Here is a 24,482-nt window from a genome sequence, read left to right on the forward strand (position 1 = left end):
CCCCCGTGGACGACAGGACAGGACACCGCACCGTGCCCCAGACCCCCCTCCGATCCGCCACGCGCTACGGCACCCGGCCGACCATGAAGGACGTCGCGGCACGCGCCGGAGTCGGCCTGAAGACGGTCTCCCGTGTCGTGAACGGGGAGCCGGGGGTCACCCCGGAGACGGAGCGGCGGGTGCAGGAGGCGATCGACGCCCTCGGCTTCCGCCGCAACGACAGCGCGCGGGTGCTGCGCAAGGGCCGCACGGCGAGCATCGGCCTGGTCCTGGAGGACCTCGCCGACCCGTTCTACGGGCCGCTGAGCCGCTCGGTCGAGGAGGTGGCCCGCGCACACGGCGCCCTGCTGATCAACGGCTCCAGCGCGGAGGACCCCGAGCGCGAGCAGGAACTGGTGCTGGCCCTGTGCGCGCGCCGGGTGGACGGACTGGTGGTGATCCCGGCCGGGGACGACCACCGGTACCTGGAGCCCGAGCTCAAGGCGGGCGTCGCCACGGTGTTCGTGGACCGGCCCGCCGGGCACATCGACGCCGACGTGGTCCTGTCGGACAACTTCGGGGGCGCCCGCGACGGCGTCGCCCACCTCATCGCCCAGGGGCACCGACGGATCGGCTTCATCGGCGACATGCCCCGCATCCACACCGCCGCCGAGCGGCTGCGCGGTTACCGGGCCGCCATGGAGGACGCGGGCATACCCGTGGCGGGCTCCTGGATGTCCCTCGGCGTGACCGGCCCCGAGCGGGTGCGCAGGGCGGCCGAGGAGATGCTGAGCGGCCCGGACCCGGTCACGGCGATCTTCGCGGGCAACAACCGGGTGACGGTCACCGTGATCCGGGTGCTCGCCGAGCAGACCCGCCCGGTCGCCCTGGTCGGCTTCGACGACATCGAGCTCGCCGACCTGCTCCAGCCTGGCGTCACGGTCGTCGCCCAGGACGCGGCGGACATCGGCCGCACCGCGGCGGAACGTCTCTTCCGGCAGCTGGACGGCTCCCTCGTCACTCCCGAGCGCATCGAGCTGCCGACCCGGCTGATCACCCGCGGCTCGGGCGAGATCCCCCCGGCGGACTGAGCGGCCCATGGACGACGGCACCGATCGCACACTGCGGGCACTCGGCCTGGCCGAGGCGCCGCGCGAGCATCCGCTGCTGTATCCGGGGGCGTGGCCCGCCGGCTCCGGGATCCTCGACGGGGACCGTTTCCTGCCGCCGGAGCGGCTGGTGTACGAGGACCGCACCCCGGTCGTCGCCATCGGTTCCAACGGCTGTCCGGGGCAGCTGCGCCACAAGATGACGGAGTTCGGCATCGAATCACCGCTGCCGATGGTGAAAGCCCGGGTGACGGGCATCGACGCCGGTGTCTCGGCGCATGTGAGCCGCATGGGATACGTGTCGGCCTCGCCGGTCGGCGCCCCGGGCACCGTGCGGGAGTTGTTCGTCCTGTGGCTGGACGCCGGGCAGCTAGCGGTGATCGACGCGAGCGAGGGCGCGCCGGTGCCGGGCGGCAACTTCGACCGGGCCTGGCTGCCGTCGCCCGATGTCCGCTTCGACCTCGCGGACGGCACTCGTCTGCCCGGGGCGTACGCCTACGTCAACCGGCACGGCGTCCTCCACGACGGCACGGGCGTCCCGCGCACGCACCCCGGTGAGCGGGAGCTGCTGACCGAGCTGCTCGTCGGGCTGCCGCGGCTGCGGGAGCTGTTCGGCGTGGTGCCCGAGGAGTTCTGCGCGCGGGCCCGTGGAGACCGGCGGCTGTGCGAACGGGGCACACGGCTGTTCATCGAGGAGAAGCTGGTGACGGCCTCCGGGCTCGAGCGGTACGTGGCCGCGTCGGCGCGGGTTCAGCAGACCGGGAGCCCGGGAACCGGCGCGTCGTTGTCGCCGCCCTTGATGTAGACGTCGCTGACGTAGACGTCGGTGTTGCCGCTGTCGTCGTCGGTCTTCGCCCACCAGACGTTGGTCCACTGCCCGGACGTCTCGCGGCGGCCCAGGTTCTGCTGGCAGTGGAAGTAGTTGGTGCCCGCGTTGAGGATCCCCACCTTGGTGCCGGAGGCGGTGTAGGAGTCGGCGGTCTTCCAGACCTGGCAGTTGTACTTGCCGCCCCCGATGGCGTGGCAGGCCGGGGCCGGGGTGGTCGAGCCGCCGCCCGGCGTACCGCCGTCCGCGGAACCGCCGCCGGTGGTGGTGCCGCCCCGGGAGGTGCCGCCGTCCGAGGTCCCCGCGCCGCCGCCCGCGCCGGCCGTCTTCCCGGGGGCGGCGGTGGTGGCCCGGCCGGTGGGCTCGGGGTCCTTCTCGTCGGCGGGCTTCTTCGACGGGGTCCCGTCCTTGTCGTCGCCCTGCCGCGTGGCCCGCGGGGCGTTCGAGCCGTCGTCCGGACCACCGGGCTCGGCGGAACGGGCGCCGGCACCGGCGTCGGTCCGGGCGCCGGTCTTCTCGTCGCCGGGGTCGCCGAGCAGGGCGGCCGTCGTACCGGCGGCGGCGAGGACGACGGCGACGGCCGCGGCGGCGAGGACGACACGTGCCCTGCGGCGGGGCGTGGCGCGATCGGCGTTCACGGGGGTGGTCGAGACGGACGGGCCCGGGGCGCCGCCGATGGGGGCCGGTCCGAAGCCCTGGGGGCCGGTGCCCGGGCTCTGCGGTCCGTGCCCCACCGGCGTGGGGTGCCCGGAGCCCTGGCCGTGCGCGGCGGGTCCGGTGTGTCCTGGCCCGGCATGGGCCGCCGCCCCGAAGGCGCCGGCCGTGCCGAAGCCCGGGGTGTGCGTGCCCTCGTGCGGCCCGGCGGCGCCGGACTGGGGCGGACCGGACCCCGGCGGTACCGACGGAAGGCTGCGTTCCGTCTCCGGGGGCGGCGGGGCCGCGCTGCCCACCGAGGCGGAGGTCGGCTCCTCCGCGCCGCCCGAGTCCGCGATCGCCTGGAGCATGTCCCGGGCCTGCTCGGCCTCCGGGCGGGACTCGGGCCGCTTGTCCATCAGCCGCTGGAGGACGGGCGCGAGCGGCCCGGCGCGGCGGGCTTCCGGCAGCGGCTCGCTCACGATCGCGGTGAGCGTGGAGAACGTCGACGTGCGGCGGAAGGGCGAGGCTCCCTCGACGGCCGCGTACAGCGTGGCGCCGAGCGCCCAGATGTCGGAGGCGGGGCCGGGGTGGGCGCCCTGGGCGCGCTCGGGGGCCAGGTAGTCGAGGGATCCGACGAGTTCGCCGCTGCGGGTCAGGCGCGTGGCCGAACCGTCGCCGGGGTCCTCCATCGTGGCGATGCCGAAGTCGGTGAGGACGACCCGGCCCGAGCGGTCGAGCAGGATGTTGCCGGGCTTCACGTCCCGGTGCAGGACGCCCGCGCGGTGGGCGGCGGCCAGCGCGTCCATGACCTTCGCGCCGATGCCGGCGGCCTCCGCCGGGTCCAGCGTGCCCCGCTCACGCAGGACGTCGTCCAGGGACGGCCCGTCGACCAGTTCCATGACGATGATCGGGCGGCCGTCGACCTGGGCGATGTCGTGCACGGCGATGACGCCGTGGTGGCGCACCCGGGCCGCCGCACGCGCCTCGCGCCGCATCCGCAGGTGCAGATCGGCCAGTTCGGGACCGGCAGCGTCCGTGTAGGTGCGCAGTTCCTTGACCGCGACCTCACGGCCGAGGACCTCGTCGACCGCCTTCCACACGACGCCCATGCCGCCGCGTCCCAGCGCCGCCGTGACGCGGTAGCGGCCCGCCAGCAGCCGACCGGCCCCGTCCGTCTGCCCGTGCTCCCCCGTCGACACCGCTGCCCCGTTCCTGTGACCCCACCGGATGCACTGACTCCGTCAGTCGTGGCGTACAGATTACGGGGCGGCGGTGACGGGACCAGCGGCCGGCCACGGCTGTGACAGGGCCGGTACGTGCCCGCGGTGCCGGTGTGCGCAGGCCACCGGGCGGGAGGACGTCAGGCGGAAGCCGTCAGGTCCCCGCGCCGCGGCACGGCGAAGCCCTCCAGGTCCCTCCGGGTCAGGCCGGATAGGCGGGCGACCTCTCCCATGTCCAGCGCTCCGCAGTCCAGGCCGCGCAGCAGGTAGCCGCTGAGGGCCTTGGCGGTGGCGGGCTCGTCCATGACGTCGCCGCCGGTCTGGTTGGCGTAGCGGGACAGGCGGGCCGCGGCCTGCTCGAAGCCCTCCCGGTAGAAGGCGAAGACGGCCGCGTAGCGGGTGGGGATGTGGCCGGGGTGCATGTCCCAGCCCTGGTAGTAGGCACGGGCCAGGGCGCGGCGGGTGAGGCCGTAGTGCAGGCGCCAGGCGGCGTGGACCTTCTCGGTGGGGCCGACGGGCAGGACGTTGGTGGAGCCGTCCGAGACGCGTACCCCCGTGCCGGCCGCGGCGACCTGCATGACGGCTTTGGCGTGGTCGGCCGCGGGGTGGTCGCTCGCCTGGTGGGCGGCGGAGACGCCGAGGCAGGCGCTGTAGTCGAAGGTGCCGTAGTGCAGCCCCGTGGCGCGGCCCTCGGCGGCCTGGATCATACGGGCGACGGTGGCGGTGCCGTCGGCGGCCAGGATGGACTGGCTGGTCTCGATCTGGATCTCGAAGCCGATCCGGCCGGGCTCGAGGCCGTGCGCCTTCTCGAAGGCGTCCAGCAGCCGTGCCATGGCGGTGACCTGTTCGGCGTAGGTGACCTTGGGCAGGGTGAGCACCAGCCCGTCCGGCAGGCCGCCGGCCTCCATCAGGCCGGTGAGGAAGATGTCGAGGGTGCGGATGCCCCGGGCGCGTACGGGCGCTTCCATGCACTTCATGCGGATGCCCATGTAGGGGGCGGCGGTGCCGTCCCGGTAGGCCTCGGCGACGATGCGCGCGGCGCGGGCGGCGGCCTCGTCCTCCTCGGCGTCGGGGCGGTTGCCGTAGCCGTCCTCGAAGTCGACGCGCAGGTCCTCGATGGGCTCGCGCTCCAGCTTGGCCCGCACCCGGGCGTGGACGGGTTCGGCGAGCTCCTCCGTCAGGCCGAGGACGGCGGCGAAGGACGCGGCGTCCGGCGCGTGCTGGTCGAGGGCGGCGAGGGCGCGGTCGCCCCAGGAGCGCACGGTGTCCGGGGCGAAGACGTCGCCGGGGACGTAGACGGTGTGGACGGGCTGGCGGGTGCCGGGGTCTCCGGGATAGCGGCGCTCCAGCTCGGCGTCGACCGGCGCGAGGGAAGCGTCGATCTCCTCGCTGACGGCGCCCGCGAGGCTCGTCGCCACCTTCTCCTGCTGGCCCTGACCCATTCCGAGACCCTCCTGTTTTCCACTGTACGGAATCAACAATCCGTAGAGCGAAGCTATCGGCCGACCTTCGGCCTGGTCAACACCGTCGTGCCGTCGGATTCCCCGTCCTGCGCGCTGATCACCGCGGACCCGCCCTCCTCTTCCGTACGGAGAAGGCAAGCTTCATCCTGACGTGCAAGGGGAGGGAGACCACGTGCCGAACGAGGCCGGATTGACGCGCCGCCACGGGCTCAAGGCAGCGGCGGTCGCCGCCGTCGCGGGACCGCTGCTCACCACCGCGCGTCCCCCACAGCGCGCCTCCGCCGGCGAGCACGAAGGCGCCCTGAACGTCATGACGTTCAACGTACGGATGGCGACCGTCGTCGACGCGACACCGCGCTGGACCGTACGCCGACCGGTGATGCGGGAACTGCTGCGCCGTGAGCGACCGCACGTCATCGGCACGCAGGAAGGGCTCTACCGGCAGGTGCGCATGATCGAGAAGGATCTCGGCGAGCACTACGACTGGATCGGCACCGGACGCGGGGGCGGCAGCAAGGACGAGTTCATGGCGATCTTCTACGACACGCGCAGACTCGACCCGATCGAGTTCGATCACTTCTGGCTGTCCGACACCCCGTACACGATCGCCTCGAACACCTGGGGCGCGGACTGGCTGCGCATGGTGACCTGGGTCCGTTTCGCCGATCTCGCCGACGGGCGACGCGAGTTCTACGTCCTCAACACCCACCTGGACAGCGTCAGCCAGTACGCCCGGGAACGCTCGGCGGGGCTCATCGGCGAGACGATCGCCGGGTGGGACCGGTCGTTGCCGGTGATCGTCACCGGCGACTTCAACGCGGACGCCCGCGCCAACCGGGTGCACGACCTCATGCTGGACATCGGCCTGGTGGACGCCTGGGACGCGGCGGCCTCACGGGGTCCGGCCTACGGCACGTACCACGGCTACCGGGGGCCGAGGCCCGGGGGACGGCGCATCGACTGGATCCTCACCACGCCCGGGGTGACCACGCACCGGGCCCGGATGAACACCTTCAGCGTGGACGGGACCTATCCGAGCGACCACCTGCCGGTGCAGGCCTCGATGACCCTGGGATGACAACAGGCCCCCGCGACCGTTCCCGGTCACGGGGGCCTTCGCCGGCCTGGGCCGTCAGCCCTTGCGGGCCTTGATCTCCTCGGTGAGGGCCGGGACGACGTCGAACAGGTCGCCGACGACGCCGTAGTCGACCAGGTCGAAGATCGGGGCCTCGGCGTCCTTGTTGATCGCCACGATCGTCTTCGAGGTCTGCATACCGGCACGGTGCTGGATCGCGCCGGAGATGCCGTTGGCGATGTACAGCTGCGGCGAGACCGACTTGCCGGTCTGGCCGACCTGGTTGGTGTGCGGGTACCAGCCGGCGTCCACCGCGGCACGCGAGGCGCCGACGGCCGCGCCGAGGGAGTCGGCGAGGGCCTCGATGATCGCGAAGTTCTCCGCGCCGTTGACGCCACGGCCACCGGAGACCACGATCGCGGCCTCGGTCAGCTCCGGACGGCCCGTCGACTCACGCGGCGTACGGCCGGTGACCTTGGTGCCGGTGGCCTGCGCGGAGAAGGTGACGTTCAGGGTCTCGACGCTGCCTGCGGCCGGGGCGGCCTCGACGGCGGCGCTGTTGGGCTTGACCGTGATGACCGGGGTGCCCTTGGAGACACGGGACTTGGTGGTGAAGGAGGCGGCGAACACCGACTGCGTGGCCACCGGGCCCTCGTCGCCGGCCTCCAGGTCGACGGCGTCGGTGATGACGCCGGAGCCCAGACGCAGCGCCAGACGGGCGGCGATCTCCTTGCCCTCGGCGGAGGACGGGACCAGCACGGCGGCCGGGGAGACGGCCTCGTGCGCGGCCTGGAGGGCGTCGACCTTGGGGACGACCAGGTAGTCGGCGTACTCGGCGGCCTCGTGCGTGAGGACCTTGACCGCACCGTGCTCGGCGAGGGCGGCGGCGGTGTCACCGGCGCCGTTGCCCAGCGCGACGGCGACGGGCTCGCCGATGCGGCGGGCGAGGGTCAGCAGCTCCAGGGTGGGCTTGCGGACGGCGCCGTCCACGTGGTCGACGTAGACGAGAACTTCAGCCATGGGACTTCTTCTCTCCTGCTTGCGAAAGATGAGGGACGGTCGGCGATCGGGCTCAGATGAACTTCTGGCCCGCGAGGAACTCAGCGAGCTGCTTGCCGCCCTCGCCCTCGTCCTTGACGATCGTGCCCGCGGTACGGGCCGGGCGCTCGGTCGCGCCGTCGACGACCGTGTAGGCGCCCTCCAGGCCGACCTCTTCGGCCTCGATGTCCAGGTCGGACAGGTCCCAGGACTCCACCGGCTTCTTCTTGGCCGCCATGATGCCCTTGAAGGACGGGTAACGCGCCTCGCCCGACTGGTCGGTCACGGACACGACCGCCGGCAGGGAGGCCTCCAGGTTCTCGGACGCGGCGTCGCCGTCGCGGCGGCCCTTGACCGTGCCGTCCTCGACGGAGACCTCGGAGAGCAGGGTGACCTGCGGGACGCCCAGGCGCTCGGCGAGCAGCGCGGGCACGACGCCCATGGTGCCGTCGGTGGAGGCCATGCCGGAGACGACCAGGTCGTAGCCGGCCTTCTCGATCGCCTTGGCCAGGATCAGGGAGGTGCCGATGGCGTCGGTGCCGTGGATGTCGTCGTCCTCGACGTGGATCGCCTTGTCCGCGCCCATGGACAGCGCCTTGCGCAGCGCGTCCTTGGCGTCCTCGGGGCCCACCGTCAGGACGGTGACCTCCACGTCGTCGTCGGAGTTCTCGGAGATCTGCAGCGCCTGCTCGACCGCGTACTCGTCGAGCTCGGAGAGCAGACCGTCCACGTCGTCCCGGTCGACGGTCAGGTCATCGGCGAAGTGCCGGTCGCCAGTGGCGTCGGGCACGTACTTCACAGTGACAACGATCCTCAAGCTCACGCCGGCTCTCCTACTGCATCGTCATTTCTCGGCTGCCTCTTGCAGGCAGCATAGGCGCCTCAAGCGGCCGATCCCGGTCGGGGCGACCCACGCTCCGAGCGAAATATTACTCGTCAGTACACCCAGTTCGTTCCCGCTAAGCAAGCGCTTTGAACTGTGACCTTCGCAACGCAGCGTAACCGGAACTCGACGGTCACGCAGCACGGGGGGAGGCCCGGTTCAGTCGCGCAGACGCTGGAAACGACCCTGGTGATAGAGGAGCGGACGTCCGGTGCCGGCGGGGTCGCCGTGCACGACCTCGGCGAGCACGATCCGGTGGTCCCCGGCGGGTACGCGCGCGACGACCCGGCCCACGAGCCAGGCGAGCACGCCGTCCAGGACGGGGACGCCCTCGGGCCCCTCCCGCCAGACGGTCGGCGGGCCGAAGCGGTCGGCCCCGCTGCGGGCGAAGGTGGCGGCCAGCTCCTGCTGGTGCTCGCCGAGGATGTGGACACCGACGTGGTCCGCCTCGGCCATCACGGGCCAGCTGGAGGCGCCGGTGCCGACACCGAAGGACAGCAGGGGCGGCTCCGCCGAGACGGACGTCAAGGAGGTGGCGGTGAACCCCACCGGTCCCGCCTCCCCACGGGCGGTGATGACCGCGACTCCCGCCGCGTGCCGCCGGAAGACCGAGCGCAGGAGGTCGGGCGTGGCGAGGACGTCGGCAGGCATGGGGTCAGGCTGACGATAAATGGTGCGCGCAGTCAAGTGCGCTCCGTCATGTGGGAGATGGCTCACCCAGGGCCTCACACCGTCACACCGCCTCACCCAGCGCGGCGATCACGTCGGCCTTGCGCGGCTGCCCGGTGGCCCGCCGCACCACTCGCCCGTCGGCATCCAGGACCAGCACGGTCGGCGTCTTGAGGATGTCCAGCCGCCGCACGAGGTCGAGGTGGGCCTCGGCGTCGATCTCGACATGCCTCACGCCCGGTACCACGGCGGCGACCTCGCCGAGGACCCGCCGGGTCGCCCGGCAGGGCGCGCAGAACGCGCTGGAGAACTGCACGAGCGTGGCCCGCTCGCCGAGGTCCGCGCCCAGCTCCGCCGGATCGAGCCGCTTGCCGTCGTCGCGCCCGCGCACCCGCACTCTCCCGCTCCGCCGCCGTTGCAGCACTCCGTAGGCGCTCGCCGCCGCGAGCACCACCACGCACACCACCAGTCCGGTCATCACCTGCTGCAAGCGTTCACGAGACCGCAAAGATTCCCGCCCCCTCCACCGGGCCGTGCTGCGGAATGCTTGGTTCCCATGGACATCGATGTGAGGGGGCCGCGTTTCGGCGCCGCCGTCACGGCCGCCGTCCTGGCGGTCGTTCTGGTCACCGGGAGCGTCTGGCTGCTGGCCTGGCAGACGTTGGCGTTCCTGCTGGGCGCGGCGGGCGGAGCGGGACGCTCCCCGTACGGCCTGCTGTTCGCCAGGGTGGTGCGGCCGCGGCTCGGGCCGCCAACGCAGTTCGAGGCGCCCGAACCGCCGCGGTTCGCCCAGGCGGTGGGGCTGCTCTTCGCCGGGCTCGGACTCGTCGGCTTCGCCCTGGGCCCGGGCTGGCTGGGGCTCGCGGCGACCGGCGCCGCACTCGCCGCGGCCTTCCTCAATGCGGCGTTCGGGTACTGCCTGGGCTGCGAGTTGTACCTGCTCGTACGGCGGGTGACGCCCCGCGTGGAGTAATGGGGGCGCAAAAGCACGAGGTGGGGACCGGCGGGGGACGTGACGAGAATCTCGCCGCCCATGGGCACGAGGACTGGCTACCCGGCCGTTCTTGGGGCACCATCTGCGACAAGCCGTAAACCTACGGCTGCGTAACTTCTCCACTGGGAATCCCTTCCCAGGCAGAGCAGGAAGGGTCCGAACCGCCCATGGCAGAGCTCGTCTACCGTCCCGTCGTCGGTTTCGCCCGCACGCTGTTCAAGGTGTGGGACCTCAAGATCGACTGTCAGGGTTCGGAGAACATCCCGCGCTCGGGCGGCGCCGTGTTGGTGAGCAATCACATCAGCTACCTGGACTTCGTCTTCGACGGCCTGGCCGCGCTGCCGCAGAAGCGCCTCGTGCGTTTCATGGCGAAGGAATCCGTGTTCCGGCACAAGGTCTCCGGCCCGCTGATGCGCGGGATGAAGCACATCCCCGTGGACCGCAAGCAGGGCGAGGCGGCCTACGCGCACGCCCTGGACTCGCTGCGCTCGGGTGAGATCGTCGGGGTGTTCCCCGAGGCGACCATCTCCCAGTCGTTCACGCTGAAGAGCTTCAAGTCGGGCGCCGCGCGCCTGGCCCAGGAGGCCGGCGTGCCGCTGATCCCGATGGCCGTGTGGGGCACGCAGCGGCTGTGGACCAAGGGCCAGCCGCGCAACTTCAAGCGCAGCCACATCCCCATCACGATCCGCGTGGGCGAGGCGATCGAGGCCTCCCGCGACAAGTACGCGGGCGCCATCACCCGCCAGCTGCGCGAGCGCGTCCAGGAACTCCTCGAAGCCGCCCAGCGCGCTTACCCGGTGCGCCCCAAGGGCCCGGAGGACACCTGGTGGATGCCGGCCCACCTCGGGGGCACGGCTCCCACACCGGAGCAGGTGCGCGAGGCCGAGGCGCACTGACGCCCGGCCGGGCGCGGCTCAGGCGGAGGGCTCCACAGCGCGTACGGTGATGTCCGCCCCCGGGCTGAACTTCTCCAGCAGCTCGGCGAGTTCGGCCCCGGCCGCGGTCACCTCCGCCACCGGCATCGGGGGCAGGCTCTCCAGCAGGAAGATGCCCGACGTCGTCTCCTCGGTGAGCCGGGTGCGCGGGCCCTGCCGCCAGTTCCAGCGGCGGCAGGTCACGCCCGCGTCGTCGCGCCACACCACTTCGCCCGCGTCGGGGTGCTCGACACTCTCCTCACCGCCGGCGACGGTCACGAAGTCCTCCTCCCCCGTGGCGCGGATCAGGCGCATACCGCCCTCGATGCGGTCGAGGTCCTCCCCGCCGACGGGGATCAGATGGGCGACGGAGACGGCGTTGTAGAGGTCGACCAGCAGGTTGATGCGGGGCAGCCCGGCGTCCGAGAGGGCCCGCCGGGCCAGCGCCTCCGCGGAGTTGCGGGTGCGGGACGGCTTCGAGCCAAACGCCGTGTAGGTCCGGCGCCATGCGGCCATGTGCGGGTCCTCGTGCGGGGCGCGGCCTTCCAGCCGTGCGGTGAGCCGGCGCGCCGCGTCGTCCAGCAGAGCCGAACCGGCTTCGCTGCTCGGCCCGTTGACCAGGCCGTGTGCCTCGATCGCGAGATGCCTGAAGCCGGGCGCGAGGGTGCGTACGTCGTCGGACACGGTCAGCGTGAGCGTCATGGTCGCCTTGCCTCAGAGTGCGGTGGGGAGCGTCTGCCAGAGGTGCGGCCGGTCGCGCGCTGCCGTAAGGGCGTCCAGCACGACCGGATGCGGTGCAGCATACAAGACTGGGTAGTCCAGTTCATTGGACGCATGATCGGGCGTGAAGGCGAGCCGCTCACCGTCGAGGGAGAACCGGGCGTCCACGCCGGGCTTGTTGCCCCGGGGGTCCTGCCGGTGCCAGGCGCCGTTGAACCGCACGGCGACCAGACCGTGCAGCACGTCGAACTTCTGATAGCAGAGCGCGGTGGGGATGTCCTCGGCCCGCAGCAGCGCGGTCAGCGCGTGGGCCTTGGCGTAGCAGATTCCGGTGCGCTGTTCCAGGACGTCGGAGGCGCGCCAGGTGACGCGGAGATCACCCGAGTCCTGCGAGTGCGGGATCGTGTCGCGCACGAACTCGAAGGCCGCGCGCGCATACTCATACGAGTCCTGCACCCCGTCGGCCAGCTTCGCCGCCGTCGCCCGCACCAGCGGGTGATGATGGTCGATCGCCTCATCAGCGGCCAGATACGCGGAGAGGTCGGGAGTTTCCTGGATCAGCTGCATGCAGGCAGAGCGTAGGGAGGGACCACGCCACGGTCAATCCCTTTACGCTCTGCCGCATACATATGCAATCGCCGGTGCTGGATCGCCGGCGCGACGGCCCTAGCGGGCCATCTCTTCCTTCAGCGCCGCCAGGAACGCGTCCACGTCCTCCTCGGTGGTGTCGTAGGCGCACATCCAGCGGACGTCACCCGCGGCCTCGTCCCAGAAGTAGAAGCGGAACCGCTTCTGGAGCCGCTCGCTCACGTCGTGCGGAAGCCGGGCGAACACCGCGTTGGCCTGCACCGGGTAGAGGATCTCCACGCCGTGCACGGCCCGCACGCCCTCGGCGAGGCGCTGGGCCATCTCGTTGGCGTGACCGGCGTTGCGCAGCCACAGATCCCGGGCGAGCAGGGCTTCCAGCTGCACCGACACGAAGCGCATCTTGGAGGCGAGCTGCATGGACAGCTTGCGCAGGTGCTTCATGTGGCGGACGGCGTCCTGGTTGAGCACCACGACCGCCTCGCCGAACAGGGCGCCGTTCTTCGTGCCGCCCAGGGACAGGAGGTCGACCCCCGCGGCGTTGGTGAGCGTGCGCATCGGGACGTTCAGGAAGGCGGCGGCGTTGGCCAGCCGCGAACCGTCCAGGTGCACCTTCATGCCGTGCGCGTGGGCGTGCTCGCACAGGGCCCGTATCTCGTCCGGCGTGTAGACCGTGCCCAGTTCGGTGGCCTGGGTGATCGAGACGACCTGCGGCATCGCACGGTGCTCGTCGTCCCAGCCGTAGGCCTGGCGGTCGATCAGCTCGGGGGTGAGCTTGCCGTCGGGCGTCGGGACGGTGAGCAGTTTCAGGCCGCCGACCCGCTCGGGCGCGCCGCACTCGTCGACGTTGATGTGCGCGCTCTCGGCGCAGATCACCGCGCCCCAGCGGTCGGTGACCGCCTGGAGCGCGACGACGTTCGCGCCGGTGCCGTTGAAGACCGGGAAGGCCTCGGCGGTGGGCCCGAAGTGGCTGCGGACCAGCCGCTGGAGGTTCTCGGTGTACGCGTCCTCGCCGTAGGCGACCTGGTGCCCGCCGTTGGCCAGTGCCAGGGCGGCGAGGACCTCCGGATGGGCTCCGGCGTAGTTGTCGCTGGCGAAGCCCCGGACCTCGGGGTCGTGATGACGGCGGGCGTCGGTCTTCGGCGGGTTCACGGCTTCTCGGTGAGCCACAGACGTTTTCCGTTCACTTCTGCGGCGGGCTTCTCCCAGACCTCGGTGATGGCCTCGGCCAGGTCCTTGACGTCGGTGAAGCCCGCGAACTTCGCGTTGGGCCGGTCGGCGCGCATGGCGTCGTGGACCAGCGCCTTCACCACCAGGATCGCAGCAGCCGACGTCGGCCCCTCGGGACCCCCGGCCTTGCGGAAGTAGTCCGCCATGGCCAGCGTCCACGCCTCGGCCGCCGCCTTGCCGGCCGCGTAGGCGGCGTTGCCCGCGGTGGGCTTGGTGGCGCCGGAGGCACTGATCAGCACGTACCGGCCGCGGTCGCTGCGCTGGAGCCCCTCGTGGAACGCCAGCGAGGTGTGCTGCACGGTGCGCACCAGCAGCATCTCCAGGAAGTCCCAGTCGTCGAGGCTGGTCCGGGTGAAGGTCTCGCTGCCGCGCCAGCCGCCGACGAGGTGGACCAGGCCGTCGACGCGCCCGAAGTCCTTCTCGATGCGGGTGGCCCAGTCGCGGGTGGCCCCCAGGTCCAGCAGATCGACCGTGTCACCGGTGACGGTGGCACCGCCGGTGGCGTAGCTCGCCGCGTCGACCGCCTCGGCCAGCCGCTCCGGATCGTTGTCCGAGCCGATGACGGTGGCTCCCGCCTCGGCCAGCCTGAGCAGCGCGGCCCGGCCGGCGGGTCCGCCCGCTCCGGCCACCGCGATCACCGCACCGCTGAGCGCCCCGTTCCCCATGTTCTTCGCCTCCTGAGCAGTGTTCTCGGTACGCCGATCGCTCACGCGGCGATCCGCTCGGCGCTGTCCGCCGTGATGCCCTTGGTGGAGGCGATCACGTTCTTCAGCTTCTTGGACAGTGCCTCATAGAACATGCTCAGCGGAAACTCGTCCGGAAGCACGTCATCGACGAGCTTGCGCGGCGGCTGCGTCGTGTCCAGGGCGTCGGGGCCCTTGGCCCACTTCGAGCCCGGGTGCGGGGCGAGGTAGGTGGAGACGAGCTCGTAGCCGGCGAACCAGTGGACGAGCTTGGGGCGGTCGATGCCGTCGCGGTACAGGTCCTCGATCTCGGCGCAGAGCTGGTTGGTGACCTGCGGGGCGCGCTCCCAGTCGATGGTGAGCCGGTTGTCGGTCCAGCGGACGACGTCGTGCTTGTGCAGGTAGGCGAAGAGGAGCTGGCCGCCGAGGCCGTCGTAGTTGCGCACGCGCTCGCCGGTGACCGGGAAGCGGAACATGCGGTCGAAGAGGACCGCGACCTGCACGTCACGGGCCTGCGGGACGCCTTCCCCGGCCAGCTTCACGGCCTCCTTGAAGGCGGTGAGGTCGCAGCGCAGCTCCTCCAGGCCGTACATCCAGAACGGCTGGCGCTGCTTGATCATGAACGGGTCGAAGGGCAGGTCGCCGTGGCTGTGGGTGCGGTCGTGGACCATGTCCCACAGGACGAACGCCTCTTCGCAGCGCTTCTGGTCGTGGACCATCGCGGCGACGTCCTCGGGCAGCTCGAGGCCCAGGATGTCGACGGCGGCGTCGGTCACGCGGCGGAACCGGGCGGCCTCGCGGTCGCAGAAGATGCCGCCCCAGGTGAACCGCTCCGGGGCCTCGCGCACGGCGATGGTCTCGGGGAACAGGACGGCCGAGTTGGTGTCGTAGCCGGCCGTGAAGTCCTCGAACGTGATGCCGCAGAACAGCGGGTTGTCGTAGCGGGTGCGCTCCAGCTCGGCCAGCCAGTCCGGCCAGACCATGCGCAGCACGACCGCCTCGAGATTGCGGTCCGGGTTCCCGTTCTGCGTGTACATGGGGAAGACGACGAGGTGCTGGAGGCCGTCCACACGGTTCGCGGCGGGCTGGAAGGCCAGCAGCGAGTCGAGGAAGTCGGGCACCTCAAAGCCGCTGTCGGCCCATCGGGTCAGGTCCTTGACCAGGGCCTCGTGATAAGCGGCGTCGTGCGGCAGCAGCGGGGAGAGCTCCAGGACGGCGTCGGCGGCCCGGCGTACGGTGAGCTCGGCCTCGGCGGGGTCGGGTGCGCCCTCGGCGTCGAAGTCGATCGACCCGTCCTTGGACTGCCATGGCCGGATCCGCTCCACGGCATCCTTGAGCACGGGCCATGCCGGGTGCTCCACCACCCTGGCCACGGGAGGAAGACCTTCCTCCGAACCCACCTGCACAAGAATTTCCGTCATGTCCCACCTTCCACGGGAGAATCTCACGTATGCAGACCGTATACACACGAGGTTCCTCCCAGCAAGGGCGGACCCGGGAAATTATCCTGCCTGACCCAGTGCTTCACCGCACTTTTTCCTGTCCGCCACGCTTCTGCCCGGATGTGCCGCAACCATGCCCTCACTCTCTGCACAGGGCGGGTTCAGGCGATACGGTCAAGGGGGCCCTCAGGCCCCCCAGTGCCGCCTGTCGACGGAAGAGAGTCGCGTCTTGAACTTCCTCACCATCGGTCACCGCGGAGTCATGGGTGTGGAGCCCGAGAACACCCTCCGGTCCTTCGTCGCCGCCCAGGAGGCGGGCCTCGACGCCATCGAGCTCGATCTGCATCTGAGCAAAGACGGCGCGCTCGTCGTCATGCACGACACCGATGTGGACCGCACGACCGACGGCACCGGCCCGATCGCCGAGAAGACCCTCGCCGAGCTGCGGGCCCTGGACGCGGGCCGGGGCGAGCGGGTCCCCGTCTTCGAGGAGGTCCTGGACGCGGTCCACACGCCGCTCCAGGCCGAGATCAAGGACGCGCAGGCGGCCCGGGCCCTGGCCGAGGTGATGAACCGGCGCGATCTGGCCGACCGGGTGGAGGTGTCCTCGTTCCACGACGAGGCGATCGCCGAGATCAAGCCCCTGGTGCCGGGCGTGCGCACGGCGCTGATCGCCAGCCGCTACGGCACGGACATCGTCGACCGCGCCGTGCAGGCCGGCGCCGAGACCGTCTGCCTGAACATCCGCCGGCTCACTCTGGAGATCGTCGAGCGGGCCCGCAAGGCCGACCTGAGGATCATCGGCTGGGTCGTGAACACACAGGACCAGCTGCGTCTGGTCCGGGCGTTCGGGCTGGACGGCGCGACCACCGACCACCCCGACATCAAGCGCACGGGCCGCTTCACGGCCTAGGCGAGCTCTTTGACCAGCAGCTCGAACTGCAGGTCCTCGCGCTGCGGAATACCGAAGCGCTCGTCGCCGTACGGGAACGGCGTCATCCGTCCCGTGCGGCGGTAGCCGCGCCGCTCGTACCAGGCGATGAGGTCATCGCGCACGGAGATCACGGTCATGTGCATCTCCGTCACGCCCCAGATCTCGCGGGCCTGCCGCTCCGCCTCCGCGATGATCACCTTGCCGAGTCCCGCGCCCTGGAGCCGGGGACTGACGGCGAACATCCCGAAGTAGGCGTGCTCGCCCCGGTGTTCCAGCTGGCAGCAGGCGACGATCCTGCCGTCACGCTCCACCGTCACGAGCCGGCTGTCGGGCGACGCGATGACCGCCAGCACCCCCTCCGGGTCGGTCCGCTGCCCTTCGAGGATGTCCGCCTCGGTGGTCCACCCGGCCCGGCTGTCGTCGCCCCGGTACGCCGACTCGATCAGCGCGACCAGCTCGTCGACATCGGCGTCGGTGGCGTCGCGGAAGGTCAGTGGCGTGGCGGCGGTCTCCATGGCGTACGTCTCCGTCTTTCGGGCGCGGCTCGGGCAGGGACGAGCGTAACCCCGCCACTAGGCTCCGCTGCATGGTGCATGTACTCAGCAGCAGGATCCTGCTCCGCCCGGCCGACCCCGAGCGGTCCCGTGCCTTCTACGGCGAGCAGCTGGGCCTCGCCGTGTACCGCGAGTTCGGGACCGGGCCGGAACGCGGCACGGTCTTCTTCCTCGGCGGTGGCTTCCTTGAGGTCTCGGGCCGCGCACAGACGCCCCCGGAGCCCGCCGTACGCCTGTGGTTGCAGGTCGACGACGTGGCGGCGGCGCAGGAGGAGCTGCGGGCGAAGGGGGTGGAGATCGTCCGGCCGCCGGTGAGGGAGCCCTGGGGGCTGGTCGAGATGTGGGTCGCGGACCCGGACGGGACGCCGATCGTGCTGGTGGAGGTGCCGGCCGACCACCCGATGCGCTACCGGCCCGGCATCTGAGACCCGCCCGGGCGGTGCTGCCAGCCCCGGTCGGTACGGGCGAGTTCGCGAAAACCGGCACCGGTGAGCAGGGCGAGCATCGCGGTGTCGGCGGCCCGCTCGTAGGCGACGAGCCGGTCCACGCCGCACAGCCGGAGCCAGTCCGCGGCCCGGGCGAGCAGCCAGTGCTCCAGGCCCGTGCCGTACCGCTCGCGCCGCCACGTGCAGGTTGACCAGGTCGGTCAGCCGGCCGCGGTCGGTCCGGCGGAAGGGGCGCACCTGGGGCGCGGGCATGGGGAACCTCCGGGCAGGGTGAGGGAGCCGGTGGCCGCCACGCGGTGCGGTACGGGGCGAGGGTACGTCGGGCCCGCGGCGGCACACCCGTGGGTTTCCCCGGATGGCAGGGAGCCCCGGGGGCGGCATAGCGTGCTGGAAGGGGTTCCCGGGGGCCCGTCCCCCGCCGCTCGTGGAAGGAACGCCATGAAGCTCGACGCACCGGTGACCGGCGGCCCCTGCTGGACCGAGCTGGGGACCAGTGACCTGCACGCGGCCCAGCGGTTCTACACACGGTTGTTCGGCTGGCGGCCCGAGACGGACGCGCGTCAGAAGGCCGGTGGTTACACCGTCGCGCATGTCGGGGACGCGGCCGTGGCCGCGCTCGCCCCGCTGTACCAGCCGTCGCAGCCGGTCGCGTGGAACGTGTCCTTCGCGGTGACCGACGCGGACGCCACCGCGCGGGCGGTGGCCGAGGCGGGCGGGACGATGCTGTTCGGGCCGGTGGACGTCTCCGAGGTGGGCCGTTTCGCGGTGGCCGCCGATCCGGGCGGTGCCGTGTTCCAGCTGTGGCAGGCGGGCACCTTCCCGGGCGCCGGGCTGTTCAACGCGCCGGGTTCGCTGGGCTGGGTGGAGCTGATGACGCGGGACCCGGACGGCGCGGTGTCCTTCTACACGCGGGTGTTCGGCTGGACGGTCGCCCCGTCGGACCGCTACACCGAGTTCGGCGTCGGCGGCGCGGACTTCGGCGGCATGGTCACGATGGACGACAAGTTCCCGCCCGAGGTGCCGGCGCACTGGCTGCCGTATTTCGCCGTGGCGGACGTGGACGACACGACCGCCGTGGCACAGCGGCACGGCACGGTCCTGATGGTGCCCACCTCCGTCCCCGACGGTCCGCGCATCGCGGTGCTGCGGGATCCGCAGGGGGCGATGTTCGGTGTGTACCGGGCGGGCGACGAGACCTGAGACGACGGTGTGACCGACCGGCCGGCTTGCGCTGGAGTGCGCTCCAGCTCCTAGCGTCTCGCGTACGACCTGCCTGAAGGGACGAGAGTGCGTTACACACTGTTCGGCAAGACCGGTCTGCGCGTGAGCGAGCTGAGCCTCGGCACGATGACCATGGGCGGTGACGGGGGCTGGGGCACCGGCAAGGAGGTCAGCGCCCGGATCGTCGAGGCCTACGCGGAGGCCGGGGGCAATTTCGTCGACACCGCCAACAACTACACCGGCGGCGGTTCGGAACAGCTCCTCGGGGAAGTGCTGGAGGGCCGGCGCGACACGTTCGTGCTGGCCAGCAAGTACACCTGCGGGATCCGCGACGGTGACGTCAACGCCGCGGGCAACCACCGCAAGAACCTGGTCCAGTCGGTGGAGGCGAGCCTGCGGCGGCTGCGGACCGACCGGCTGGACGTGCTGTGGGTGCACGCCCGGGACAACTTCACACCGGTCGAGGAGGTCATGCGGGCCCTGGACGACCTCGTCCGCACGGGCAAGGTGCTGTACGTGGGTGTCTCGGACTGGCCCGCCTGGGAGATCGCCCAGGCCAACACCCTGGCGGAGCTGCGGGGCTGGACCGCGTTCGCCGGTTCCCAGCTGCGCTACAACCTGCTGGAACGCACCCCCGAGCGCGAACTGCTGCCACAGGCCCGGGCGTTCGATCTCGCGGTCCTGGCGTGGGCCCCGCTGGCGGCCGGGAAACTCACCGGCAAGTACCGCAGGGGTGAGACGGGGCGGCTGGAGGGCGCGGCCGGGGACGCCGACCCCCGTGAGGAGGCGGTGATCAGCGCGGTCCTGGAGATCGCCGAGCAGGGCGGCTGGAGTCCGGCCCAGGTCGCGCTGGCCTGGTTGCTGGCCAGGCCGGGCAACGTGGTGCCGATCATCGCCGCCACCAAGGTGAGCCAGCTCGCCGACAATCTGGCCTGCGTCGACGTCCGCCTCGACGCGGACGCCCTGGCCCGGCTCGACGAGGTGAGCGCGGTGCCGCTCGGCTTCCCGCACGACTTCGTCCGCGAGCCGGCCGTCACCCGGAACATCTACGGTGACCGCTGGGCGGCCCTCGACGATCGCCGCTCCACGCATCGCCGGACGGTGCACGAGGTGCTCTGAGCGGTGTCCTTTCAGGTCCGCAGTCCGCCGAGGCGGCCCTCCAGCTGGGTGAGCAACGTGCCGAGAAGTGCGGCGAGTTCACCCTGCTCGGGGCCGTCGAGGCCGGACAGCACGGCTGTCTCGTAGGCGAGCTGGACCGGCAGGAGGCCGTCGACCAGGTCGCGTCCGGCGTCGGTGAGGCGGAGGTGGACGACCCGGCGGTCACGGGTGTCGCCGCGCCGTTCGACCAGACCGCGCTCGCTCAGCTGCCTGAGGCGTTTGGTGACGGCGGCCCCCGAGGAGAAGGTCTCGCGTGCCAGTTCCCCGGGGGTCAGCTCGTGCCCGGTGCGGCGCAGCGCGCCCAGCAGATCGAACTCGGGCCTGCTCAGCCCCGCCCGGCGCAGGGGGGCGTCCTCGGCCTGCTGAAGGAGAGCGGCACAGCGGTTGATCCGGCCGATGACCTCCATCGGCCCGGTGTCGAGCCCGGGATGCACGGCCCCCCACTGCCGGACGACAGCGGCGACGGTATCCCCCCGGCGCCCGTCGCCCGGCCCGGCTCCGGCAGCCGACCCGGCCCCATCACCACGCCCCTGCGCCCCCTCGTCCGAACCCTGCCCTTCCTCGAACGGGACACCACCGCCCGGTTCGGCTCCGGCAGCCGCCTCGGACCCATCTCCGCGCCCCTGCTGCCCCTCGTCCGAGCCCTGCCCGTCCCCGACCGGGGCACCACCGCCCGAACGGCCCCCGGCCGCCGCCTCCGAACCCTCGCCCTGCGCCGGCGACTCGTCCACGCCTGGCCCGCCCCCGACCGGGGCACCTCCACCGGGGTCGGCTCCGGCAGCCGCCTCGGCCGTGTCTCCACGCCCGTGCGCCCCCTCGTCCGAACCATGCCCGTCCCCGACCGGGACACCACCGCCCGGTTCGGCTCCGGCAGCCGCCTCGGACCCATCTCCGCGCCCCTGCGACCCGTCGGCCGGGCCTCGTCCGGTCGCTTGGGGCTCGTCGGCCGCCGTCTCGGAGTCTCCTCGGTGTGTCTGCGCCCCTTCACCCGAGCTCCCTCCGGCCCTCCGGGGCGTGCCGGTCACCGGCCGGGCGGCCGACGCGGCTCCGGCCGTTCGGGCACCGTCCGCGCCATGCCCCCCGGTCGTCGTCTCCGCGTCGGCCGCCGCCCGTGCCTTCGCCACCGGATCCGCCTCGCCCCCCGGCTGCGGATTCCGCCCCGCGTCGCTCCCCGCGGGCGATGGTCCTTGGGTCGGCGTCATGGCCGTGCGTCCTCCGTTTCGATGGCCGGGTCCCGGTCCGGGAGCAGGCCCTGGCGTCGGGCCGTCGCGGCGAGCGTACGGTGTCCGGCCTGCTCGGCGAGCACGACCCGCTCCTGGGGCAGAGCCCGCTGCCACCATTCGCCCGCGGCGGCGTCGGCGGTGGCGCGCAGGTCGGCCAGGGCGACGGCGAGGCCGCGGCGGGCGGCTTCCAGAGCCGCGGTGCCGGGGTCCGGCCCGGCGAGAAGGCGTGCGGCGTGCTCGCGGGCCCGGTCGGCGGTGGCGAGCGCCCGTTCGACGCGATCGCCCGCGCGCCGGTTGGTGACGGCCACGGCCGCCGCGAACCCGACGAGCGCGCCGATGAGGGTGTCCACGACCCGCTCCGTCATCAGCGCCGCGGGCTGCTGGTATCCGCCGAACTCCGTGATGAGCAGGGCCATCGGCGTCACGCAGACGCTGCCGAGCCAGTAGTTCCGGCTGATCAGCGCCTCCGCGCCGAAGCTGAACGCCAGGCAGCACAGCACGAGCGCCGCCGGGCCCAGGTGCGCCAGGGGCACGACGGCCAGGAAGACGAGCACCCCGACGACGTTGCCGACGACGCGCTGGACGGCCCGGTTCCACGTCAGGGAGAGGTTCGCCTGGTAGAGCGAGGCGGCGGTGACCAGCGCCCAGTAGGGGCGGCCGACGCCGAGGGCGAGGGAGGCCCAGCCGGCCAGCGCGCAGCCGAGCGCGGTACGCACCGCGAGCGGGGTCAGCGGGCCCAGCCGCGCCCAGGCAGACCGGGTGGCGTCCACCCCGAACAGTTCATCGGCCGCCGCGTCCGGCAGCCCGGCCTCGGGAACGGGCCCCGTGCCGCGCAGCGAGCCCGCCCACGCGCGCAGTCGGCCCGCGTCGGCCTCGCCCGGCGCCGCGAGGGCGACCTCCGCGCGGACCACGAGCCGTTCGAGGGCCCGCCGGGTCCGGGACGGGGCGCCGGTGGACAGCAGCGACTGCCAGGCGGCCTGTGCGGCGGCGTAACCGGCGGCGCGGGTGCGGGCGTGCCCCTCTCCGGTGCCGCCGGTGTCGGCGTGCGCGGCGGCGGCCGTCAGAGCGGCGGCGGTGGCGCGGCGCTCGGGTCCGTGCGGCCGGACGAGCGCGGGCGCCATGCAGACCAGCCAGGCCCAGGCACCCGCCGCGGCGGCCATCGCCAGATGTCCGGGCACCTGGGCGAGGGTCTGGGGCGCGAACAGGGAGGCGGAGCTGACGAAGGTGAGGACGACATGGCCCGGCGGCCCGATCCGGCTGGCGTCGCACAGGACCTTCTGCGCGGCGGCCAGCAGCGCGCCGACGGCGACCAGGACGACGGCGTGGTGGGTGAGCGAGGCCGCGACCAGGGCCACGCCGAGGCCGCCCAGCATGCCCAGCACCACCCGCATGAGGGCTCCGGCCCGGGCGGCGTAGGGACGGTTGTGGGTGTACAGGGCGCACAGGGATCCGGCCATCGCGTACATCACGAGGTCGAGACGGCCGTGCGCCATCAGGGTGAGCGCGGGCGGAGCGATCGCCGCGACCACGCTCAGCGCGGGTTTGAACCAGATCTCCGAGGGCCTGCCGAGGCGCAGCACGCCCGCCGTCGGAAGGCGCCGGGCGGACGGGGAAGCGGGGGCGGGGGTGGTGGGCGCACTGCTCATGACGCAACGTTAACAAGTGTTTTACTCGTAAAGCACCTTGCTGACCTGTGTTCTCCGTCGCATGCTCCCCGTGTACATCCCTGCGCTCGCGTGCGCGCCGCAAGGCCCGGGCATCGAATGACCGACCGTCGAACGGGGAGGTACGCGTGCACGGACCGGCTTCGTCCGGCTGGCTGCTGGTGGCGCTCTGCGCGGTGACCGGCGCCTACTGCCTGGCGCGGATGCGCAACGGCGCCGAGGAGCAGCGCAGCGCCGCCGGCGGTGAGGCGCTGATGGGTTTCGGGATGGCCGTGATGGCCGTCCCGGCGACGGTGTTCAGTCCGCCCTGGTGGGCCTGGCCCGCGTACGCCGCGGTGTTCGGGGCGGCGGGCGTGCACGCGCTGTGGGCGGCGCGGGCGGGCGCCCACCACCTCCACCATCTGGTGGGGGCCGCGGCGATGGTCTACATGTCCGTCGTCATGGCCGGCTCCCCCGGGCACACGCACACCTCGGGCGGATCGGGAGTCCCGCTGCTGACGGGTGCGCTGCTGCTCTACTTCGCCGGGTACGTCCTGCTGACGGGCGTCCGCCTGGTGCCGGTCGCCGCCGTCGCCGGGGGCGGGGGCGGGGGCAGGGGTCCCGCCGGGTGGGGCGATCGGCCGGAACTGGCGCGGGCGTGCCGGTTGTCGATGGGGATCGCGATGGTGGCGATGCTTCTCACGCTGTGAGCCGCAGCGGCCGGCGTACCCGGCGGGCGGCCGGCGTACCCGGGGGATCCGTTGCCTGCGTCACTTCGACGGCATGAGCCGTACCGCTGAGCGGGGCCGCGCTCATAAGCTGCCCTCATGATGCTCACCGCCGCGCTGTTGCTGCTCGGCGCCCTGACCGCCGTCGTCGCCCCCCGGCTGCTCGCCCGGGCGGACTGGCCGGACCGTGAGCCGGTGGTGGCGCTGTGGATGTGGCAGTGCGTGGTGGCGGCCGTCCTCGTGTGCTGCGCGCTGTCGATGACGCTCAGCGCGGCGGCGGCCTGGCACGCGGTCGGCGGGCACCTCTTCGCGACGGCCCCGCGCACGGTCGTCAAGGCCTACGCCCTCGGTACGGCGGGTCCCTGGGCGGCGACCACCGCGGTCGCGTTGGCCGGCGGCGGGCTGTGGAGCGCGGCGATGCTGGTCCGCGAGATCGGCCGGGCCCGTTCCCGGCGCCGTCGACGGCGTGCCGATCTGCTGGTCCGGGCTCCGCTGCTGCCGGGCGAGGTGGCCGTCTCCGGCCGGCTCGTCGTCCTGGAGAGCGAGCGGCCCGACGCCTGGTGGCAGCCCGGCACTCCCCCGCAACTGGTCGTCACCACGGCCGCGTTGCGCCGGCTGAAGGGACGGCAGCTCGACGCCGTCCTCGCCCACGAGCAGGGCCATGCCCGGGCGCGGCACGACTGGCTGCTGAACTGCTCCTCGGCTCTGGCGGGCGGCTTTCCCCAGGTGCCGGTGTTCGCCGCGTTCCGCGACGAGATGCACCGTCTGGTCGAACTCGCCGCCGACGACACGGCCTCGCGCCGCTTCGGGCGGCTGACCACGGCCCTGGCGCTGGTCGAACTCAACGAGCACCGCGGCGTCTTCGGCCCGTGCCCGGCACCGCAGGCCCATGTCCCGGCCCGGGTGCACCGGTTGCTCACTCCCCCGGACCGGCTGACCGCCGCCCGCCGCCTGCGGCTGACGGCGGCGGCCGCGCTCGTACCCGTGGTGCCGGTCCTGCTGGCGTTCGTGCCGGGACTGCGGGCGCTGGGGTGACCGGGGGCTGCCGGCCGCCCTCCGGTGGACGCGGCACGGCTTGAGCATGTCGCCCCCGGCGACGGAAGATCGTG

At 72.6% G+C, this 24,482-nt stretch carries 26 protein-coding genes; 11 read left to right on the top strand and 15 right to left on the bottom strand.

Translation table 11 applies throughout. The annotated features are described in order from the left end of the window. Window positions 1-5: 5 nt before the first annotated feature. Together AC0665_RS18420 and AC0665_RS18425 are read left to right on the top strand one after the other, a co-directional pair. On the top strand, window positions 6-1,070 hold the full coding sequence (locus AC0665_RS18420; protein ID WP_468637743.1) for a LacI family DNA-binding transcriptional regulator: 1,065 nt from the start codon (window positions 6-8) through the stop codon (window positions 1,068-1,070). 7 nt (window positions 1,071-1,077) lie between these two features. Continuing rightward, complete coding sequence (locus tag AC0665_RS18425; RefSeq protein ID WP_478610381.1) at window positions 1,078-1,893, top strand: hypothetical protein; 816 nt, start codon at window positions 1,078-1,080, stop codon at window positions 1,891-1,893. Here the strand turns inward: AC0665_RS18425 and AC0665_RS18430 are convergent. Next, entirely contained in the window at window positions 1,839-3,749 is a 1,911-nt protein-coding gene (locus AC0665_RS18430; RefSeq protein ID WP_478610382.1) for a serine/threonine-protein kinase, read from the bottom strand. The genes AC0665_RS18425 and AC0665_RS18430 overlap by 55 nt on opposite strands. A 161-nt stretch (window positions 3,750-3,910) precedes the next feature. Continuing rightward, entirely contained in the window at window positions 3,911-5,212 is a 1,302-nt protein-coding gene (locus AC0665_RS18435) for a DUF6986 family protein (RefSeq protein ID WP_468405578.1), read from the bottom strand. Between the two features lie 193 nt (window positions 5,213-5,405). On the opposite strand from AC0665_RS18435, the gene AC0665_RS18440 reads away from it, so the two are divergent. Next, the gene (locus tag AC0665_RS18440) at window positions 5,406-6,311 is read left to right on the top strand and encodes an endonuclease/exonuclease/phosphatase family protein (RefSeq protein WP_478610383.1); all 906 of its coding nucleotides are present in this window, start codon (window positions 5,406-5,408) and stop codon (window positions 6,309-6,311) included. Between the two features lie 54 nt (window positions 6,312-6,365). On the opposite strand, the gene AC0665_RS18445 is transcribed toward AC0665_RS18440, so the two are convergent. From AC0665_RS18445 to AC0665_RS18460, 4 genes are all read right to left on the bottom strand, one after another. Beyond that, window positions 6,366-7,328 (bottom strand): electron transfer flavoprotein subunit alpha/FixB family protein, encoded by a 963-nt coding sequence (locus tag AC0665_RS18445; protein ID WP_478610384.1) that lies wholly within the window; start codon window positions 7,326-7,328, stop codon window positions 6,366-6,368. 52 nt (window positions 7,329-7,380) lie between these two features. Next, complete coding sequence (locus tag AC0665_RS18450; protein ID WP_468405572.1) at window positions 7,381-8,169, bottom strand: electron transfer flavoprotein subunit beta/FixA family protein; 789 nt, start codon at window positions 8,167-8,169, stop codon at window positions 7,381-7,383. A gap of 219 nt (window positions 8,170-8,388) precedes the next feature. After that, on the bottom strand, window positions 8,389-8,880 hold the full coding sequence (locus AC0665_RS18455) for a flavin reductase family protein (protein WP_468637746.1): 492 nt from the start codon (window positions 8,878-8,880) through the stop codon (window positions 8,389-8,391). Between the two features lie 82 nt (window positions 8,881-8,962). Continuing rightward, complete coding sequence (locus tag AC0665_RS18460; RefSeq protein WP_478509331.1) at window positions 8,963-9,376, bottom strand: TlpA family protein disulfide reductase; 414 nt, start codon at window positions 9,374-9,376, stop codon at window positions 8,963-8,965. 78 nt (window positions 9,377-9,454) lie between these two features. Between AC0665_RS18460 and AC0665_RS18465 the strand changes: the two genes are divergently transcribed. Together AC0665_RS18465 and AC0665_RS18470 are read left to right on the top strand one after the other, a co-directional pair. After that, window positions 9,455-9,871 carry a DUF4395 domain-containing protein gene (locus tag AC0665_RS18465; RefSeq protein ID WP_478610385.1) on the top strand — a complete coding sequence of 139 codons (417 nt, stop codon included), beginning with the start codon at window positions 9,455-9,457 and terminating at the stop codon, window positions 9,869-9,871. A 188-nt stretch (window positions 9,872-10,059) separates the two neighbouring features. Next, window positions 10,060-10,788, top strand: a complete 729-nt coding sequence (locus AC0665_RS18470; protein WP_468637748.1) for a lysophospholipid acyltransferase family protein — start codon at window positions 10,060-10,062, stop codon at window positions 10,786-10,788. Window positions 10,789-10,806: 18 nt separating this feature from the next. On the opposite strand, the gene AC0665_RS18475 is transcribed toward AC0665_RS18470, so the two are convergent. The 5 genes from AC0665_RS18475 to AC0665_RS18495 all read right to left on the bottom strand — a co-directional run bounded on the left by AC0665_RS18475 (window position 10,807) and on the right by AC0665_RS18495 (window position 15,445). After that, a complete protein-coding gene (locus tag AC0665_RS18475; protein ID WP_478610386.1) occupies window positions 10,807-11,508 on the bottom strand; it encodes a B3/B4 domain-containing protein in 702 nt (233 codons plus the stop codon). 12 nt (window positions 11,509-11,520) lie between these two features. After that, window positions 11,521-12,093 (bottom strand): transglutaminase-like domain-containing protein, encoded by a 573-nt coding sequence (locus tag AC0665_RS18480; protein WP_468405562.1) that lies wholly within the window; start codon window positions 12,091-12,093, stop codon window positions 11,521-11,523. Between the two features lie 99 nt (window positions 12,094-12,192). Next, the gene (locus tag AC0665_RS18485) at window positions 12,193-13,263 is read right to left on the bottom strand and encodes a threonine aldolase family protein (protein ID WP_468637974.1); all 1,071 of its coding nucleotides are present in this window, start codon (window positions 13,261-13,263) and stop codon (window positions 12,193-12,195) included. Continuing rightward, entirely contained in the window at window positions 13,260-14,006 is a 747-nt protein-coding gene (locus tag AC0665_RS18490) for an SDR family NAD(P)-dependent oxidoreductase (protein ID WP_468406369.1), read from the bottom strand. Before AC0665_RS18490 ends, AC0665_RS18485 begins: the two co-directional genes overlap by 4 nt. 41 nt (window positions 14,007-14,047) lie before the next feature. Then, window positions 14,048-15,445, bottom strand: a complete 1,398-nt coding sequence (locus AC0665_RS18495; protein ID WP_478610387.1) for a DUF6421 family protein — start codon at window positions 15,443-15,445, stop codon at window positions 14,048-14,050. 250 nt (window positions 15,446-15,695) lie between these two features. Here AC0665_RS18495 and AC0665_RS18500 point away from each other — a divergent pair, with 250 nt between their 5' ends. Continuing rightward, window positions 15,696-16,379 (top strand): glycerophosphodiester phosphodiesterase, encoded by a 684-nt coding sequence (locus AC0665_RS18500; RefSeq protein WP_478705356.1) that lies wholly within the window; start codon window positions 15,696-15,698, stop codon window positions 16,377-16,379. Here AC0665_RS18500 and AC0665_RS18505 read toward each other — a convergent pair. Continuing rightward, window positions 16,376-16,915 (bottom strand): GNAT family N-acetyltransferase, encoded by a 540-nt coding sequence (locus AC0665_RS18505; RefSeq protein WP_478509115.1) that lies wholly within the window; start codon window positions 16,913-16,915, stop codon window positions 16,376-16,378. The two genes, AC0665_RS18500 and AC0665_RS18505, sit on opposite strands and share 4 nt — an antisense overlap. A gap of 71 nt (window positions 16,916-16,986) precedes the next feature. Between AC0665_RS18505 and AC0665_RS18510 the strand changes: the two genes are divergently transcribed. Next, entirely contained in the window at window positions 16,987-17,379 is a 393-nt protein-coding gene (locus AC0665_RS18510; RefSeq protein ID WP_478610388.1) for a VOC family protein, read from the top strand. Here the strand turns inward: AC0665_RS18510 and AC0665_RS18515 are convergent. Continuing rightward, window positions 17,361-17,501 (bottom strand): hypothetical protein, encoded by a 141-nt coding sequence (locus tag AC0665_RS18515; protein WP_478610389.1) that lies wholly within the window; start codon window positions 17,499-17,501, stop codon window positions 17,361-17,363. The two genes, AC0665_RS18510 and AC0665_RS18515, sit on opposite strands and share 19 nt — an antisense overlap. A gap of 337 nt (window positions 17,502-17,838) precedes the next feature. Here AC0665_RS18515 and AC0665_RS18520 point away from each other — a divergent pair, with 337 nt between their 5' ends. Further along, window positions 17,839-18,600: a VOC family protein gene (locus tag AC0665_RS18520; protein WP_478610390.1), complete on the top strand. Its 762-nt coding sequence runs from the start codon at window positions 17,839-17,841 to the stop codon at window positions 18,598-18,600. Window positions 18,601-18,687: 87 nt separating this feature from the next. Beyond that, window positions 18,688-19,740: an aldo/keto reductase gene (locus AC0665_RS18525; RefSeq protein WP_478610391.1), complete on the top strand. Its 1,053-nt coding sequence runs from the start codon at window positions 18,688-18,690 to the stop codon at window positions 19,738-19,740. Window positions 19,741-19,751: 11 nt separating this feature from the next. On the opposite strand, the gene AC0665_RS18530 is transcribed toward AC0665_RS18525, so the two are convergent. Further along, on the bottom strand, window positions 19,752-20,213 hold the full coding sequence (locus AC0665_RS18530; RefSeq protein WP_363117760.1) for a MarR family winged helix-turn-helix transcriptional regulator: 462 nt from the start codon (window positions 20,211-20,213) through the stop codon (window positions 19,752-19,754). A 764-nt stretch (window positions 20,214-20,977) separates the two neighbouring features. Beyond that, on the bottom strand, window positions 20,978-22,648 hold the full coding sequence (locus AC0665_RS18535) for an FUSC family protein (RefSeq protein ID WP_478705357.1): 1,671 nt from the start codon (window positions 22,646-22,648) through the stop codon (window positions 20,978-20,980). Between the two features lie 146 nt (window positions 22,649-22,794). Here AC0665_RS18535 and AC0665_RS18540 point away from each other — a divergent pair, with 146 nt between their 5' ends. Together AC0665_RS18540 and AC0665_RS18545 are read left to right on the top strand one after the other, a co-directional pair. Next, window positions 22,795-23,355: a DUF5134 domain-containing protein gene (locus AC0665_RS18540; RefSeq protein WP_478705358.1), complete on the top strand. Its 561-nt coding sequence runs from the start codon at window positions 22,795-22,797 to the stop codon at window positions 23,353-23,355. Window positions 23,356-23,472: 117 nt separating this feature from the next. Then, on the top strand, window positions 23,473-24,408 hold the full coding sequence (locus AC0665_RS18545; protein WP_478610394.1) for a M56 family metallopeptidase: 936 nt from the start codon (window positions 23,473-23,475) through the stop codon (window positions 24,406-24,408). The last annotated feature ends 74 nt before the right edge of the window (window positions 24,409-24,482 follow it).

This window comes from Streptomyces sp. NPDC043685, from assembly GCF_056436585.1.